Source organism: Arthrobacter sp. TS-15 (assembly GCF_006964045.1).
Lineage (GTDB): Bacteria > Actinomycetota > Actinomycetes > Actinomycetales > Micrococcaceae > Arthrobacter.
Genome location: NZ_SDXQ01000028.1, coordinates 85,843 through 99,383, shown reverse-complemented (window position 1 = coordinate 99,383; position 13,541 = coordinate 85,843). Strand labels below are relative to the sequence as shown.

Below are 13,541 nucleotides of genomic sequence, written 5' to 3'. Positions count from 1 at the left end.
TTATGACCTATCACTAGTCTGAGTGACGTGCACCACAGGGTCAAGCTTTTGGGCGGAATTGCGTCACAATCTAAATTTATGTACTAAATTTAGAGAGATCGTTCCATCGCTCCCGATGGACGCCCAAGAGTTTGGAGTACCCCATGCTGAGCGGGACTGCACCGTCAACCCAACTGGTACGCCGGGTCAACGCCAGCGCAATGCTCAAGGCCATGCGCGGCGCCGGTGTCCTCACCGGAACCGAGTTGATGGACTCCACCGGACTCTCGCGCGCCACCGTCATATCGATCTGCGATGAACTGGTCCGGCTCGGTTGGCTCCGGGAGTTGGAGAACCAGCGGGGTACCGGGGACTACGTCAAGGGACGCCCGGCCCGCCGCTTCGTGTTCGACGACGACGCGGCCAGCGTCATCGGCATCGACATCGGCGCCACCAAGATCACGGCAATCGTGGCGAACATGGCAGGGGCATCCCTGTCCAGGGTCACCATGCCCTTCCGTGCCTTCAACCTCTCTGCCGATGAACGCGCCGACGTGCTGGACCGCATTGCCGCAGACGCCCTGAAGCAGGCAGGAGTCACTGCGGATTCCGTGCTGGCGGTCGCCGTGGGGGTTGCTGCACCGGTCAGCCGCGACGGCGAAGTCCTCACCGTCCAGGAATTCTGGAGGTCCTTCGACGTCCGCAGGATCGTCGCTGAGCGGCACGGCTGGCATGTCCTCCTGGAAAATGACGCCAACCTGGCCGCCTTGGCCGAACGGTGGCAGGGCACCGCGCAAGGAGTGGACAACCTCGTAGTCATGTTGGCCGGTGACCGCCTGGGCTCGGGCATCCTTGAATCCGGACGCCTGCTCCGCGGCCAGCTCGGAGGCTTCGGTGAACTGGGCTACCTGGACACCGTGGAAGGCGTGGGAGACACCTACGGAATTGCCCACTACGCTGCACGGTGGGGCCGCGAAGCCATGGAAGCCAGCGCCACGACCTCGCTGCACACTCTCTGTGGCGGCCATCCCGAATCCCTAAGCGCCGAGATGGTCTTCGAAGCCGCAGCAGAGGGCGATAACGCCGCGCGAACCGTGCTGGACCGCCTGTCCGAACGCATGGCCCGGGTCATCGGTTCAGTCAGTACGTTGGTGAACCCGGACCTGGTGGTCATAGCCGGGGCCGTGGCGGCCTCGGCCCACACACTGATTCCGGGCATAGAGGAAAAGATGACAGAGTTCACCTTCACTCCCCCGCGCCTGGCAACCTCGCCCCTCGGGGACGGCATTGTCTCCCTCGGCGCAATCCGGCACGCACTGGACTACGTCGAGGAACACGCACTGGATCTTTACCCGGCCTCACTGTCACAGCAAGTGACGGCCAGTTGATTCGCTGAGCCCCGTCCGGTGTCGATCCTAATCCGGCATGGACATGGTCCGCAGGTCCAGTTGCCGGAGGACCCTGTCAGCGACTTCCGGATCGGTGCCTGGCTCATTGCGGGCCGCCACCACTTCCTGGCGGGCTGCGTCCAGGGCGATGGTTTGCACGGCAATGGAGAGTTCCCGTCCACGCTTACGCTTCTCGGCGACGGACTCGTTCTGCAATGTGCCGTCCAACAGCTCAGCGTGAAGGCGGCGCATCTTCTCCTTCACCAAGGTCACCTTCTCGGCCGGGAGTTCCTTCATGAGGTCGTGGTCCTTCAGAGCGGCCACGGCGGCAGACTGTGCACGCTTAGCCAGGACCTTCGCGGCGTCCTGTTCGTGTGATCCGTCCTCGGTCGCATCCAGGACCCGCATGAGCCACGGCAGCGTGAGCCCGGGCAGGACCAGGGTGGCTAGGAGCACCGCGCAGGCGATCACCAGGATCTCGTGGCGGGCCGGGAAGTCGCTGCCGTCCGGCAACGTCATGGGGAGTGCCAGGGCCAGCGCCAGGGTGGCGAGGCCGCGCATGCCGCACCATGTCAGGATCAACACTTCCTTGGGCGAGGTTGGCTGCAACAGGTTTCGGCGTTTTCGAGCGGTGAGGGCGAGTAGACCCAACCACAGGAAGCGCACCACAAACACCAGGACGCAGATCACCACCGCCATGCCGATCATGCCAAAGATAGCCGTGCCTTCATCGCGGATGACGTGACGGATTTCCAGCCCCACCAGCCCAAAAGCCAGCCCGGTTGCCAGCAGCTCCACCACGTCCCAGAAGGCGGTCCGCGTGATGCGTTCGGCGGCATCCTGAGGCCGCGTATGGCGCTGCAGTTCCAAGGCGGTGACGACGACGGCCACCACACCTGAGGCGTGCAGCTCCTCCGCGAGGATGTAGGCGGCGAAGGGAACAACCAGGGTCACGGCACTGCGGGCAACCATGGACGTCACCAACGTAGTGATGAACTTGGTCAGCCAACCCATCGCGACGCCAATCACCACGGCCAGTGCGGCGCCAATGACAAACTGGGGAATGACCTGGGGGCCAACTTCCTTGCCGGACATGGTTGCCGCAACCGCTGCCTGGAAGATCACGATTGCCGCGGCGTCGTTGAAGAGTCCTTCGCTCTGGAGGACAGTGATGAGCCGTCGCGGCATGTGCACACGACCCGCCACGGATTCCACCGCAACGGGGTCCGGAGGGGCCACCATGGCACCCAGCGCAATTGCCGCCGGAATGCCGATACCCGGGATCATCAGCCAGGCAGCACCAGCCACTACTGCAGTGGAGACCACCACCAGGGCCACGGCCAACAGCAGCAGTGTCCGCCAGCGTACGCGAAAAACCGCCCAGGAGCTCTTTTGCGCGGTCGCGAACAACAAGGGCGGAAGGAAGATCGGCAGGATCAGTTCCGGCGAAATCTCAAACTCGGGAAAGCCCGGTATGAAGGTCAGCCCAACGGCCAGGAGCAACATCAACACCGGGTACGGAAGCCGAAGCCTGTCCCCCAAGCCCACTGCCACCACCGTCGCGAGCAGCAACCCGACAATGAGCGCCAACTGATCCATGTTCCTGCTTCCCCAGAGGTTGTAAGGCCCTTCCCCGGGCGAAGCCGAAAAAGGTCCCTACCAACATATCCCGGTGCGCAGGCTCACCCTGTGCGTGGTCCGCGTCTCCAGTGCAGGATCAGTCCTCCGTGAGGGCATCCACCACGTCCTTGGATCCGTCCTTAAAGGCGATGGTCCGGTGGATGGTGCCCGGCAACTCCAGCACCGCCGCAGTGACCAAGGCAACATTGGCCCGTGAGGTCTCCGTGCCGCTACCGGGGTTCTCCGGGTCAGTCTGGATCTGACCCGTGGCCGGCTCGTCGGTCAGGGTTCCAGGGCCCAGGACGGTCCAGTCCAACTCGGTAGCCCGCAGGTAATCGTCGGCCGCCGCTTTGGCCTCGGCATAGGCAAAGAACGGGTTGTCGGCGGGCACACCGTGGTCCTTGGCAGCACCAATATAAGAAACCATCACATACCGTTTAACCCCCGCCTCTGCGGCGGCGTCCATCGACCTGATGGCTGCGTCCCGATCCACGGCATAGGTCCTGTCAGGATTCCCTCCACCGGCTCCTGCCGACCAGACCACGGCATCGTGGCCCTTGAGCGCCTGGGCGAGTTCCGCCGTCGTCGAGTTCTCCACATCCAGCACCTCAGCCGAGGCACCGGTCTCCGTGACATCTGCCACATGGTCGGGATTTCGGATGAAGGATGTGACGTCGTGACCTTCGCCACTAAGAATGCGGGACAGATGCAGGGCCACTTTCCCGTGGCCACCAATGATTGCGATTCGGCTCATGAAACCATTCTGTCCCACTCAACGAAAAAAGACCCCGCAGGCAGAAGCTGCGGGGTCTTGCTCTGTAGCGGTGGGGAGGCTCGATCTCCCGACCTCACGATTATGAGTCGTGCGCTCTAACCAACTGAGCTACACCGCCACGAATGAGAAAAACCTGTGTCAAGCCGGTCAAAACCGCCTTGACACAGGCCCTCATCCAGAGCCCCCCACCGGAATCGATCCGGTGACCTCGTTCTTACCAAGAACGCGCTCTACCACTGAGCTAGGGGGGCAACGAGTAAATACTCTACCGGACGTTTTCGGAAGCTACAAATCGGCGAAAAAACGCGAAAAGACAGCGCCGACACAATTTGCGAAGACGCTCAATCCTTGATCTATTTTCGGCTTCAAACAGGCAAGCTTCAGGGCAACCGGAGCACCTGTCCAGGGTAGATCCGGTCCGGATTTGGCACCGTATCCGCGATGGCGGCAATCAGGGAACCAAGGTCCACCCATACAGCGCGGCGATCCCGTTCATGGTGTCACCCTGCTCCACCACAACCTCAGTGGCCCGCGGCGCCACTGGACCTGGCTGTCCGGCCCCCGTAGCGGCCTCCTGCGCTGCTGCAGCGTCCGCGGCCGCACGGAACCCGCCTCATGGGAAATTCCCGCCGCACACCGGCGCGCAGCCACCAGGACCCGGAGGTAAGCGTTAAACACGTCAGGGGGCCGGCTCGATAGCCGACCCCCTGACGGGAACTACTTAGTGTTTACCACTTGCGAAAGTGTTTACCACTTGCCCTTGCGGTTGAAATCGCGGTGTCCGCCTTCGCCGCCACTGCGGGGCTTGCGTGCACCATCACCGTGGCCGCCGAAGCGGGATCCGCTGGCCTGGCCGCGATCGCGGTCGCCGAAGCTGCCTGCGGTCCGCTCGGAGCGGTCGCTGTAGGAGCGGCCACCGCGGTCAGCGGAGGTACGCTCGCCGTCGGACTTACGGAAGTCCTTCTTGAAGCCGCCGGAACCCTTGAAGTTTCCGCCACCGCGGTTTTCGCGGTCGCCGTAGCCACCGCGTCCGCCAGCGCCGCCACCGGAGTAGCCGCCGCGCTCGCTGTTGGGCCTGCGGCCGTTATCCAGCTCGAGGTTGATCAGCTCACCACCGATGCGGGTGCGGGACAATGCACGCAACTGATCGGCGCTCAGGTCTGCCGGGAGCTCCACCAAGGAGTGGTCCGAGCGGATATCGATGCCGCCGATCTGTGCGGAGGAGATGCCGCCTTCGTTGGCAATGGCGCCTACGATCGAACCCGGCATGACACGCTGGCGGCGTCCCACGGAGATACGGTAGGTGGCGTTGCCCTCGGTCAGCGCGCGGGTCGGCCCACGTGAGCCGAAGCCATCCTTGGAGCGCTCACGCTTCTGGTACTCGGGAGCTGCAGGCAGTTCCTTCACCAGCAGAGGCTGTCCACCCTGCGCCATGACGGCCAGGGCTGCGGCGATCTCAGAGGCCGGAACGTTGTGCTCTTCCTCGTAGGAGGAGATGAGGTCGCGGAACGCGGCAACGTCTTCGGATGCGAGGGTCTCCGTAATGCGCTCTGCGAACTTGCCCAGACGCAGGGTGTTCACAGTCTCGGCAGTAGGAAGGTGCATCTGCTCAACCGGCTGACGCGTCGCCTTTTCGATGGAACGCAGCAAGTACTTCTCACGCGGCGTCATGAAGAGGATAGCGTCACCCGAACGACCCGCACGGCCCGTGCGGCCGATGCGGTGCACGTAGGACTCGGTATCGTGAGGGATGTCGTAGTTGATCACGTGGCTGATGCGCTCAACGTCAAGGCCACGGGCGGCGACGTCGGTAGCAACCAGGATGTCAATGCGGCCTTCCTTCAGCGCGTCAACAGTGCGTTCGCGCTGCTGCTGCGGGATGTCGCCGTTGATGGCGGCAGCCTGGAAACCGCGGGACTTCAACTTGTCGGCGAGGTCCTCGGTAGCCATCTTGGTGCGCACGAAGGCGATAACGCCGTCGAACTCTTCAACTTCGAGGATGCGGGTCAGGGCGTCCAGCTTGTGCGGGCCCATGACCTGCAGGTAGCGCTGCTTGGTGTTGGCACCGGTGGTGGTCTTGGACTTCACCGAGATCTCAGCCGGGTTGTTCAGGTACTGCTTGGACATGCGGCGGATCTGGCCCGGCATGGTGGCGGAGAACAACGCAACCTGACGGGTATCAGGGGTCTGCTGGAAGATCTGCTCAACGTCATCGGCAAAGCCCATGCGCAGCATCTCGTCAGCTTCGTCCAGCACCAGGTACTGGAGCTCGGAGAGGTCCAATGAACCCTTGGCGATGTGGTCAATCACGCGGCCGGGGGTGCCGACAACTACCTGTGCACCGCGGCGCAGGCCGGCCAGCTGTGGGCCGTAAGCGGAGCCACCGTACACCGGGAGGACGGTGAAATCGTCAATGTGCTTGGCGTAGGAAGTGAATGCCTCAGCAACCTGGAGGGCCAGTTCACGCGTCGGAGCCAGGACAAGCGCCTGGGTCTTGCGGGACGGGCCGTTGAGGTCGTGGAGTTCAGCCAGGCGGGACAGGGCAGGAACGGCGAATGCCGCGGTCTTGCCGGTACCGGTCTGGGCGAGGCCTACGACGTCGCGGCCTTCGAGCAGCAACGGAATGGTGGCTGCCTGGATGGGGGACGGCTTCTCATAGCCGACATCCTGCAGGGCGGCCAGGACGCGTCCATCGATGCCAAGATCGACGAACTTGACGCCTTCTTCGTCCTCGTCCTCTGCCTTGGGGGCAGGAGCTTCGGTGAAGGCGGGGGCTGCAGTCTCAGCTGCAGGAGTCTCGACGGGGGCAGCGGCAGCAGCCGGTGCTTCAGCTTCGGCGGGTGCGGAGGTCTCAGCTACAGCAGCGGACTCGGCGGTCTGGGCGTCGAAGTTTTCGTTGAGATTTTCGGTCATAGGGGGAAATTCCTCATCCATAGGGCAGTCGGCGCGGCCCGGTTGGGCTTGGCCGCATTACTCGTCGCGAGAAACAGGAAAGGTGCCCTGTTTGTCGCAAGAAGTCCGGCGCTATCGCAATCCCATGGCAGGACTTCCCGCTGCATCTCTTGGCTGCTATCCCAGCAGTCTGTACAGCGTTTTCTTTAGCCGGCTCTCCCTATGAAAATGCCCACACACATTTGCGGGCCCCAACACTTACCAGTCCTGCCTCAAGAATTGGGCAGGATAAAGGGATTTCCGGAGTGGGGGATATTTCAAGTGTAGGGCACGCAGGCCCATCAGCGCGACCCGAGGGAGCACAAGGGCGGGGTGAGCTTGTTCACACCCGGATCTACGGCCACACGGTGGGGACCTAGAGTCCGTTTCTGCGCAGGACCTTTTCGAAGACGGGGTGGTAGTCCTCCTGCAACCGGATCTCGCCGTCGGCATCGGCATCGAGCAGGATCTGGACCAGTTCCGGAGTGGGCTCACTAAACCACTGACCCACGGTAATTCCGTGCCGGGGGACGAAAGTGCGGTGGATGTGATCCCCCGCGGAAATGGTGCCTGTCTTGATCACCCGAAGGTAGGTGCCAACCCGGCCGGCCTGCGTGAAACGCTTCACCCATTGCGGCTCGCCGATCACCCGTTGGAAGGTGGCGCACGGAACCCGTGGTGAGGTGACTTCCAGCTCCACATCCAAACCGATCTTCCAACGTTCGCCAATGACAGCCCCGGTGGTTTCGATGCCGGTGACGCGCAGGTTCTCGCCGAAAATTCCGGCTGGCATCTCCCGCTGCAGCTCACCTGACCAATAGTCAGCATCAGCCTGCGAATACGCGTACAGAGCCTGGTCCTCCCCGCCGTGATCAACCCGGTTTGCCTGCACATCGCCATGCAGTCCGAGTCTGTGGACCTTAACCGGCCCCTCCACGGGGCGCTTGTCCATGCCGGTGACGCCCACGCTCCCCTCGGGGTCGGGCAGCAACTGGTGCACACGGCAGACGGCAAGGAGGGATGCGGTGTTCATGGACAACAGTGTACGGACGCAAGGGGCCAGGATTAAGGATCGAAACGGTAGCCCATGCCCGCTTCCGTGTGAAGGTGCCTTGGTTCGGCAGGATCCCGCTCCAACTTCCGCCGAAGCTGGGCAATATATACGCGCAAATACTGCGTTTCCTTCGCATACGCCTGCCCCCACACCTGGGTGAGGATCTGCTGCTGGCTCACCAGCTTCCCCTTATTACGGACCAGCAGCTCCAGGATGTTCCACTCCGTGGGTGTCAGGCGCACTTCCGCGTCATCCTTGATGATCTTCTTGCCAGCCAGGTCCACCATAAAGTCCGTGGTGGCCAGTGTTGGTTCCTCATGTTCGGTAACAACCCGGCGCGAGGCGACCCGAAGCCGCGCAAGCAGCTCATCCAAACCGAAGGGCTTGGTCACGTAGTCGTCCGCACCGGCGTCGAGCGCTTCTACCTTGTCCTCAGAGGCGTGCCGCGCGGACAGCACAATGATTGGCATGCTGCTCCACCCGCGAATGCGACGAATGATCTCCACTCCGTCCATGTCCGGCAACCCGAGGTCCAGCACCACAATCTCCACTGGTTGCTTGGCCGCAGCCTGCAAGGCCTCGGCACCGGTGCCGACGGTCAGCGCCTGATAGCCATGCGCTTGGAGGGTCACCTGCATGGCGCGGGCAATACGGGCTTCATCCTCAACAATGAGCACCAGCGTCATTGCGCACCCCCGGTCCACAGCGGCAACGTGACCACCATGGTCAGGCCACCGCCCGGCGTCGGCTCCGCAGCAAGCCTGCCGCCCATGGCTTCACTGAAGCCCTTCGCCACGGCCAGGCCCAATCCGATCCCGCCACCGGCGCTGATCCCGCCTGCAGGCGACTGCGATGGGGAATCACCAAAGCGTTGAAACGGCTGGAATATATCCACCACTTCCTTATGCCCCACTCCCCCGCCGTGATCGATGATTCTCAGTTCGCTGGCGGGCCAGTCCCCCAGGGTGATGCCCTCTCCGGCACGCGCCGTCAGGACCACATCGGACTCCGGCGCATACTTCATGGCATTCTCCACAATGTTGGCCACCACCCGTTCAAGCATGCCGGCGTCGGCCTGCACAGGGGGAAGATTGGGCGGCAATTCATTGCGCAGCCGCTCCCTGGGGACCCCCCTTAGCGCCTGCGGCAACACCTCAGCCCACACAATGCCCGTCAGCAGCGGATTGACCGCGTCCGCCGTAATGCGCGACATGTCCAGGAGGTTGTCCACCAAATGGTCCAAGCGGTCGGCGTACTCTTCGATGGTCTCCAGCAGCTCCCGTTCCACGTCGGGAGGAAATGTCACGTCGTCCTGGCGCAGGCTGCTGACAGCGAGCTTAATCCCGGCCAAAGGAGTCCGGAGGTCATGGGAGACGGCTCGCAGGATGGAGGTGCGCATCTTGTTGCCTTCAGCCAACCTCACGTTGTCCCTCCGGCTTTTCACCAACTGTTGCCGATCCCGGACAGCCACAACAAAAGCCCCGAAGGCGGCCAGCATCCGTTGCTGGTGGGCTGACAACGGTCCGCCGCGCAGCAGCAACGTGTAATGGGGATCGACGACGGCGGCATGGTCTGCGGCGGCATGGGTCACCGGCGGGTTCGGGCCGGCACCCGCCAGGACCCGCCACTCCGGCGTCGAACCGGCTGACGCGCCCTGCTGCGATGAACCCAGTAGCGTCACCGCTTCCATTCCCAGGTTGCTGCGGACTTTCTCAAGGAAGGACTCCAGGCTCCCATCAGAGCTCAGGATGCGTAGGGCCAGCTCGCTCAAGGCCGTAGCCTCTGCACCTGAGCGGGCTGCCTCCTGCGCCCTGCGGCTGGCAAGGCCCACCGCGAGGGCAACCCCACAGGCCACCGCAAGGAAAACCACCAACGTAAACAAGGTGGTGGGATCGGCGATGGAGAGGGACCCCACCGGGTCCGCGGAGAAGTAGTTAAGGAGGAAGCTGCCCAGCACCGCGGCCACCACAGCCGGCCACAAACCACCAATGGCCGCCACCGCAACAGCTACTGCCAGTTGCAACAGCATGATGATCGCGAAGTTGCGGAATCCGAGGACCGTGACCATGAGTTCAATGCCTGGCGGCAACACAACAGCCAACACCAGGCCCGTGATCACCCGGGCGGTGCCGATGCCGAGGATCGGCGGGAGCCGCAGCAGCACGCCGTCGTCGCCGTTGCTGTTTGCTTCAGGTCCCGCCATGGCTACATCCTTACATGCTTCCAAACATGGGGACTTATCCCCATTCACGGCCGTCACCCGTGCCTGCGCGGCGCACAGGGACTAGGCTTGCTCTGAGTATTCTGGTCCGGCGTGGCGCCGGACACTTCAACGGTCTATCCAGGGGGATATACATGGGCCCGAATGACAGCCCTGACGCAGCCGGCAACAACGGCGGCAGCAGGGACAACAACGGCGACTTTGCGGCGGGCAACAATCCGCCCAAGCCTCCTCCGTGGCAGGTACCCAAGCCCGAGCTCCACCCTGAGCTGTTCACGCCCGTCGAGAAAGAACCGGCGCAGGGCAGCACCGGCAAGCGCAGGAAAAAGCCCGCCGGGGCACCCCAGCCTGGGGCTGGAGCACCCAAGCCCGGCCAACCCCTCCCCGTGGTTGACCCCTTCGCTAAAGAACGCGAGCGCGGTGAGGCGGAGGCGGCCAAGAAGAAGAAGCGCTCGCATCGCCGCACCCTGGTGGTGGGTCTGGGTGTGACTGCCCTCCTGGCCGGAACCATCACTGCGATTGTGGCCAGCAACAAGGAGGAAGCTGACTACGCGCAGGTCTGTTTCAATGAGGAAACCGGCGAGCGCGTTGATGACAACCAGTGCGACAACAGCAGTTCGGCGGGCCGCAGTTCAGGGGTCTACGCCTGGTACTTCTATTCCCGCGGGGCCAGCGTGCCTGCCGTGGGCCAAAACCGCAGCTCCTACCCGAGCTACACCAAGAATGTGCCCACGGACGCCAAGGCTTCCAAGGGGTACAGCACCAAGGGCGGCACGGTCAGCCGCGGCGGCTTTGGCAGCAGCTCCAAAAGCGGCGGAAGCTCGGGGGGCTAGGCGTGCGTCGACTCCCCTCCGAGCCCAGGCCGGACTGGAAGCAGAAGATCGAAGAACAGGGCCTGGTATTTTCCACTACCACCATGCCCGATGGCCGGAACATCGAGTACTGGAACGAATCGGCCTATTACGAATTCACCGAAGACGAGGTGGAAAACCTCGAGAAAACCGCCGAGGACATGCACATCATGTGCTTGGAGGCGGCGAAGTACCTCGCCACCGGGGCCATGGGCGATATCGGCATCGGGCGGCAGGCTCTGGAATTGGCCGGGGAGTCGCTGCAGGCCGGCGACATGGATATTTACGGTCGCTTCGACTTCATCTATGACGGCAAGGGTGGTCCGGCCAAGATGCTGGAGTACAACGCCGATACCCCTACCGGGCTGATCGAGGCTTCCGTGGCTCAGTGGTTCTGGCTGCAGGACGTCTTCCCGGAGAAGGACCAGTGGAACGGAATCCATGAGGCCCTGATCCGTCAGTGGAAGAAGCTGCAGTTCCGCACCGGCATGAGCACCTTGCATGTTGCCCACTCCGAGGCGGAGGAATCCGGCGAGGACTGGATGACGGCGGCGTACATGCGGGATGTTGCAAGCCAGGGCGGCTGGACCACCATCGGGATCAATATGTCCGATATTGGCTGGGACCCCAACCTGAACCGGTTCGTGGACCTGGACAACTTCATGATCAGCACCATGTTCAAGCTGTACCCGTGGGAACTGATGATGAAGGAACCCTTCGGACACCGTCTCCTTCAGCGCGCCCACAACCCGCGCTGGGTTGAGCCGGCGTGGAAGATGCTGATGTCCAACAAAGCCCTGCTGGCTGCGCTGTGGCACCTCTACCCCAATCATGAGAACCTGCTGCCTGCCTACCTCGGCGATCCCGGTCCTCTCAAGGAATGGGTGGCCAAGCCGCTGCATGGACGCGAGGGCGATAACATTCGCATTCACGCCCCCGGCATCGAAATCCAACAGCCAGGTGGTTATGGTCGCGAAGGCTGGTGTTTCCAGCAGTACCACTCCCTCCCCGACTTCGACGGCAACCATCCTGTCCTGGGCCTGTGGGTAGTGGATGGCGAATCCGTGGGCTGCGGAATCCGCGAATCAGACGGACCCATCACGGACTATTTCTGCCGCTTTGTCCCCAATACCATTGACGCCCCGGCGCCCATCGCGCCCCCTGCTACTGCCTACGGAGCTGCACTATGAGCACAGAAACCTCGACGCCGGGTGGCGGCTCAGCGGGCGGCGACCGCACCGCCGTCGTACCTTCCAAAGGCCTCCACGCCGGAATCCTGGACCTGGGCGACTCCGTCATGCTGGGCCTTGCATCCACCGCGCCCGTCTACTCGCTTGCGGCAACGCTGGGACTCATTGTTGCAGTCAACGGCAACTACACTCCCCTGATCCTGATCCTCGGCTTCATCCCCGTGCTGTTCATTGCCTACGCTTTCCGTGAGCTCAACAGCGCCATGCCGGATTGCGGTACTACGTTCTTCTGGGCCCGCAAAGCCTTCGGTCCGTGGGCTGGCTGGATGGGCGGCTGGGGCGTGGCCCTGGCAGGTGTGGTGGTGCTGGCCAACCTGGCGCAAATCGCGGGCAAGTACGTGTGGCTGCTGATCGGCGACGGTTCACTGGCCGATAACACCTGGCTGGTCACTGCCACCGGTGTGCTGTTCATTGTGTTCATGACGTACGTGAACCACCGCGGCATCCGTTTGGGCGAGCATGTACAGCGCACCCTGACCTACATTCAGTACATTTCGCTGGGCATCTTTGCGGTGGCCATTGTTTTCCGGATCGCAGGCGGTGCGCCTGAAGGGCAGGCCTTCGACTTTGAGTGGTTCAATCCTGCCGGCGCCTTTGCAGATCCCGGCGCCGTGGTTCATGGTGTCCTGCTGGCTTTGTTCATTTATTGGGGCTGGGACACGTGCCTGGCGCTGAATGAGGAGACGGAAAACCCTGCCAAGACCCCCGGCCGTGGCGCCGTTCTCTCCGCCACAGTCCTTCTGGCGATTTACGTTTCCGTGGCCCTCCTGGTGATGATGTACGCCACGATCGGTACCGACGGCATCGGACTGGGCAACGAGGCAAACCAGGACGACGTCTTCCTGGCCATGAAAGACGTTGTGCTGGGTCCTTGGGGCTGGCTGATCATTGTGGCTGTGCTTGCCTCAGTCCTGTCCTCCACGCAGACCACCATCCTGCCCACCGCCCGCGGAACCCTGTCCATGGGTGTCCACGGCGCGCTTCCTCCCCGGTTCGGCAAGGTCCACGAGCGCTTCATGACTCCGGGCTTCTCCACTCAGGTGATGGGTGCGGTGGCTGTGGTGTACTACGTTGCCATGAGCTTCCTGAGTGAAAACCTGCTCTCGGACTCCATCAGTGCTATCAGTTTGTTCATTGCGTTTTACTATTCGCTGACTGGTTTCTCCTGTGTATGGTTCTTCCGCTCCACGCTCCGGGATTCGGCCAGGAACCTGTGGTTCCGCGGCATCCTGCCGTTCCTTGGTGCACTATCCCTTGCTGCGGCTTTCTTCATCTCCGCAGTGCAGATGTGGGACCCGGCCTACGGCGACACGCAGATCTTCGGCATCGGCGGGGCGTTCGTCAGCGGCGTACTGTTGTTGGCCCTAGGCGTTGTGTTGGCGGTCGTCTGCCGCTTCGCACCCTCCACCCGGGGTTACTTCACCGGTGAGCGCGCCGAGGTGGGTGTGGTCCGCGGCGAGTAGGCTGCGTTC

At 62.9% G+C, this 13,541-nt stretch carries 10 protein-coding genes and 2 tRNA genes; 4 read left to right on the top strand and 8 right to left on the bottom strand.

From position 1 onward, the window contains the following. Positions 1–143: 143 nt before the first annotated feature. Positions 144–1,367: an ROK family protein gene (locus tag EU811_RS10030; protein WP_142938314.1), complete on the top strand. Its 1,224-nt coding sequence runs from the start codon at positions 144–146 to the stop codon at positions 1,365–1,367. A 27-nt stretch (positions 1,368–1,394) separates the two neighbouring features. Here the strand turns inward: EU811_RS10030 and EU811_RS10025 are convergent, their stop codons facing one another. From EU811_RS10025 to EU811_RS09985, 8 genes are all read right to left on the bottom strand, one after another. Further along, positions 1,395–2,966, bottom strand: a complete 1,572-nt coding sequence (locus EU811_RS10025) for a Na+/H+ antiporter (protein WP_142938313.1) — start codon at positions 2,964–2,966, stop codon at positions 1,395–1,397. A gap of 118 nt (positions 2,967–3,084) precedes the next feature. Further along, the gene (locus tag EU811_RS10020) at positions 3,085–3,741 is read right to left on the bottom strand and encodes an NAD(P)-dependent oxidoreductase (RefSeq protein ID WP_142938312.1); all 657 of its coding nucleotides are present in this window, start codon (positions 3,739–3,741) and stop codon (positions 3,085–3,087) included. 65 nt (positions 3,742–3,806) lie between these two features. Next, positions 3,807–3,880 (bottom strand) — tRNA-Met (locus tag EU811_RS10015). 61 nt (positions 3,881–3,941) lie between these two features. Then, positions 3,942–4,013: transfer RNA gene (locus tag EU811_RS10010), tRNA-Thr, on the bottom strand. A 496-nt stretch (positions 4,014–4,509) separates the two neighbouring features. Beyond that, a complete protein-coding gene (locus EU811_RS10000) occupies positions 4,510–6,675 on the bottom strand; it encodes a DEAD/DEAH box helicase (RefSeq protein ID WP_142938311.1) in 2,166 nt (721 codons plus the stop codon). Positions 6,676–7,069: 394 nt separating this feature from the next. Then, entirely contained in the window at positions 7,070–7,726 is a 657-nt protein-coding gene (locus EU811_RS09995) for an MOSC domain-containing protein (RefSeq protein WP_142938310.1), read from the bottom strand. 32 nt (positions 7,727–7,758) lie between these two features. Beyond that, a complete protein-coding gene (locus EU811_RS09990; protein ID WP_142938309.1) occupies positions 7,759–8,433 on the bottom strand; it encodes a response regulator in 675 nt (224 codons plus the stop codon). Next, positions 8,430–9,950: a sensor histidine kinase gene (locus tag EU811_RS09985; RefSeq protein WP_142938308.1), complete on the bottom strand. Its 1,521-nt coding sequence runs from the start codon at positions 9,948–9,950 to the stop codon at positions 8,430–8,432. The genes EU811_RS09990 and EU811_RS09985 overlap by 4 nt, the downstream gene beginning before the upstream one ends. Positions 9,951–10,102: 152 nt before the next feature. On the opposite strand from EU811_RS09985, the gene EU811_RS09980 reads away from it, so the two are divergent. Genes EU811_RS09980 through EU811_RS09970 form a run of 3 tightly spaced genes read left to right on the top strand, consistent with a single transcriptional unit; the run spans position 10,103 to position 13,532 of the window. Then, positions 10,103–10,801 carry a Tat pathway signal protein gene (locus tag EU811_RS09980; protein WP_142938307.1) on the top strand — a complete coding sequence of 233 codons (699 nt, stop codon included), beginning with the start codon at positions 10,103–10,105 and terminating at the stop codon, positions 10,799–10,801. Positions 10,802–10,803: 2 nt separating this feature from the next. Continuing rightward, positions 10,804–12,009 (top strand): glutathionylspermidine synthase family protein, encoded by a 1,206-nt coding sequence (locus EU811_RS09975; RefSeq protein WP_142938306.1) that lies wholly within the window; start codon positions 10,804–10,806, stop codon positions 12,007–12,009. Beyond that, positions 12,006–13,532, top strand: coding sequence for an APC family permease (locus EU811_RS09970; RefSeq protein ID WP_142938305.1), 1,527 nt, complete (start codon positions 12,006–12,008; stop codon positions 13,530–13,532). The genes EU811_RS09975 and EU811_RS09970 overlap by 4 nt, the downstream gene beginning before the upstream one ends. Positions 13,533–13,541: the final 9 nt, after the last annotated feature.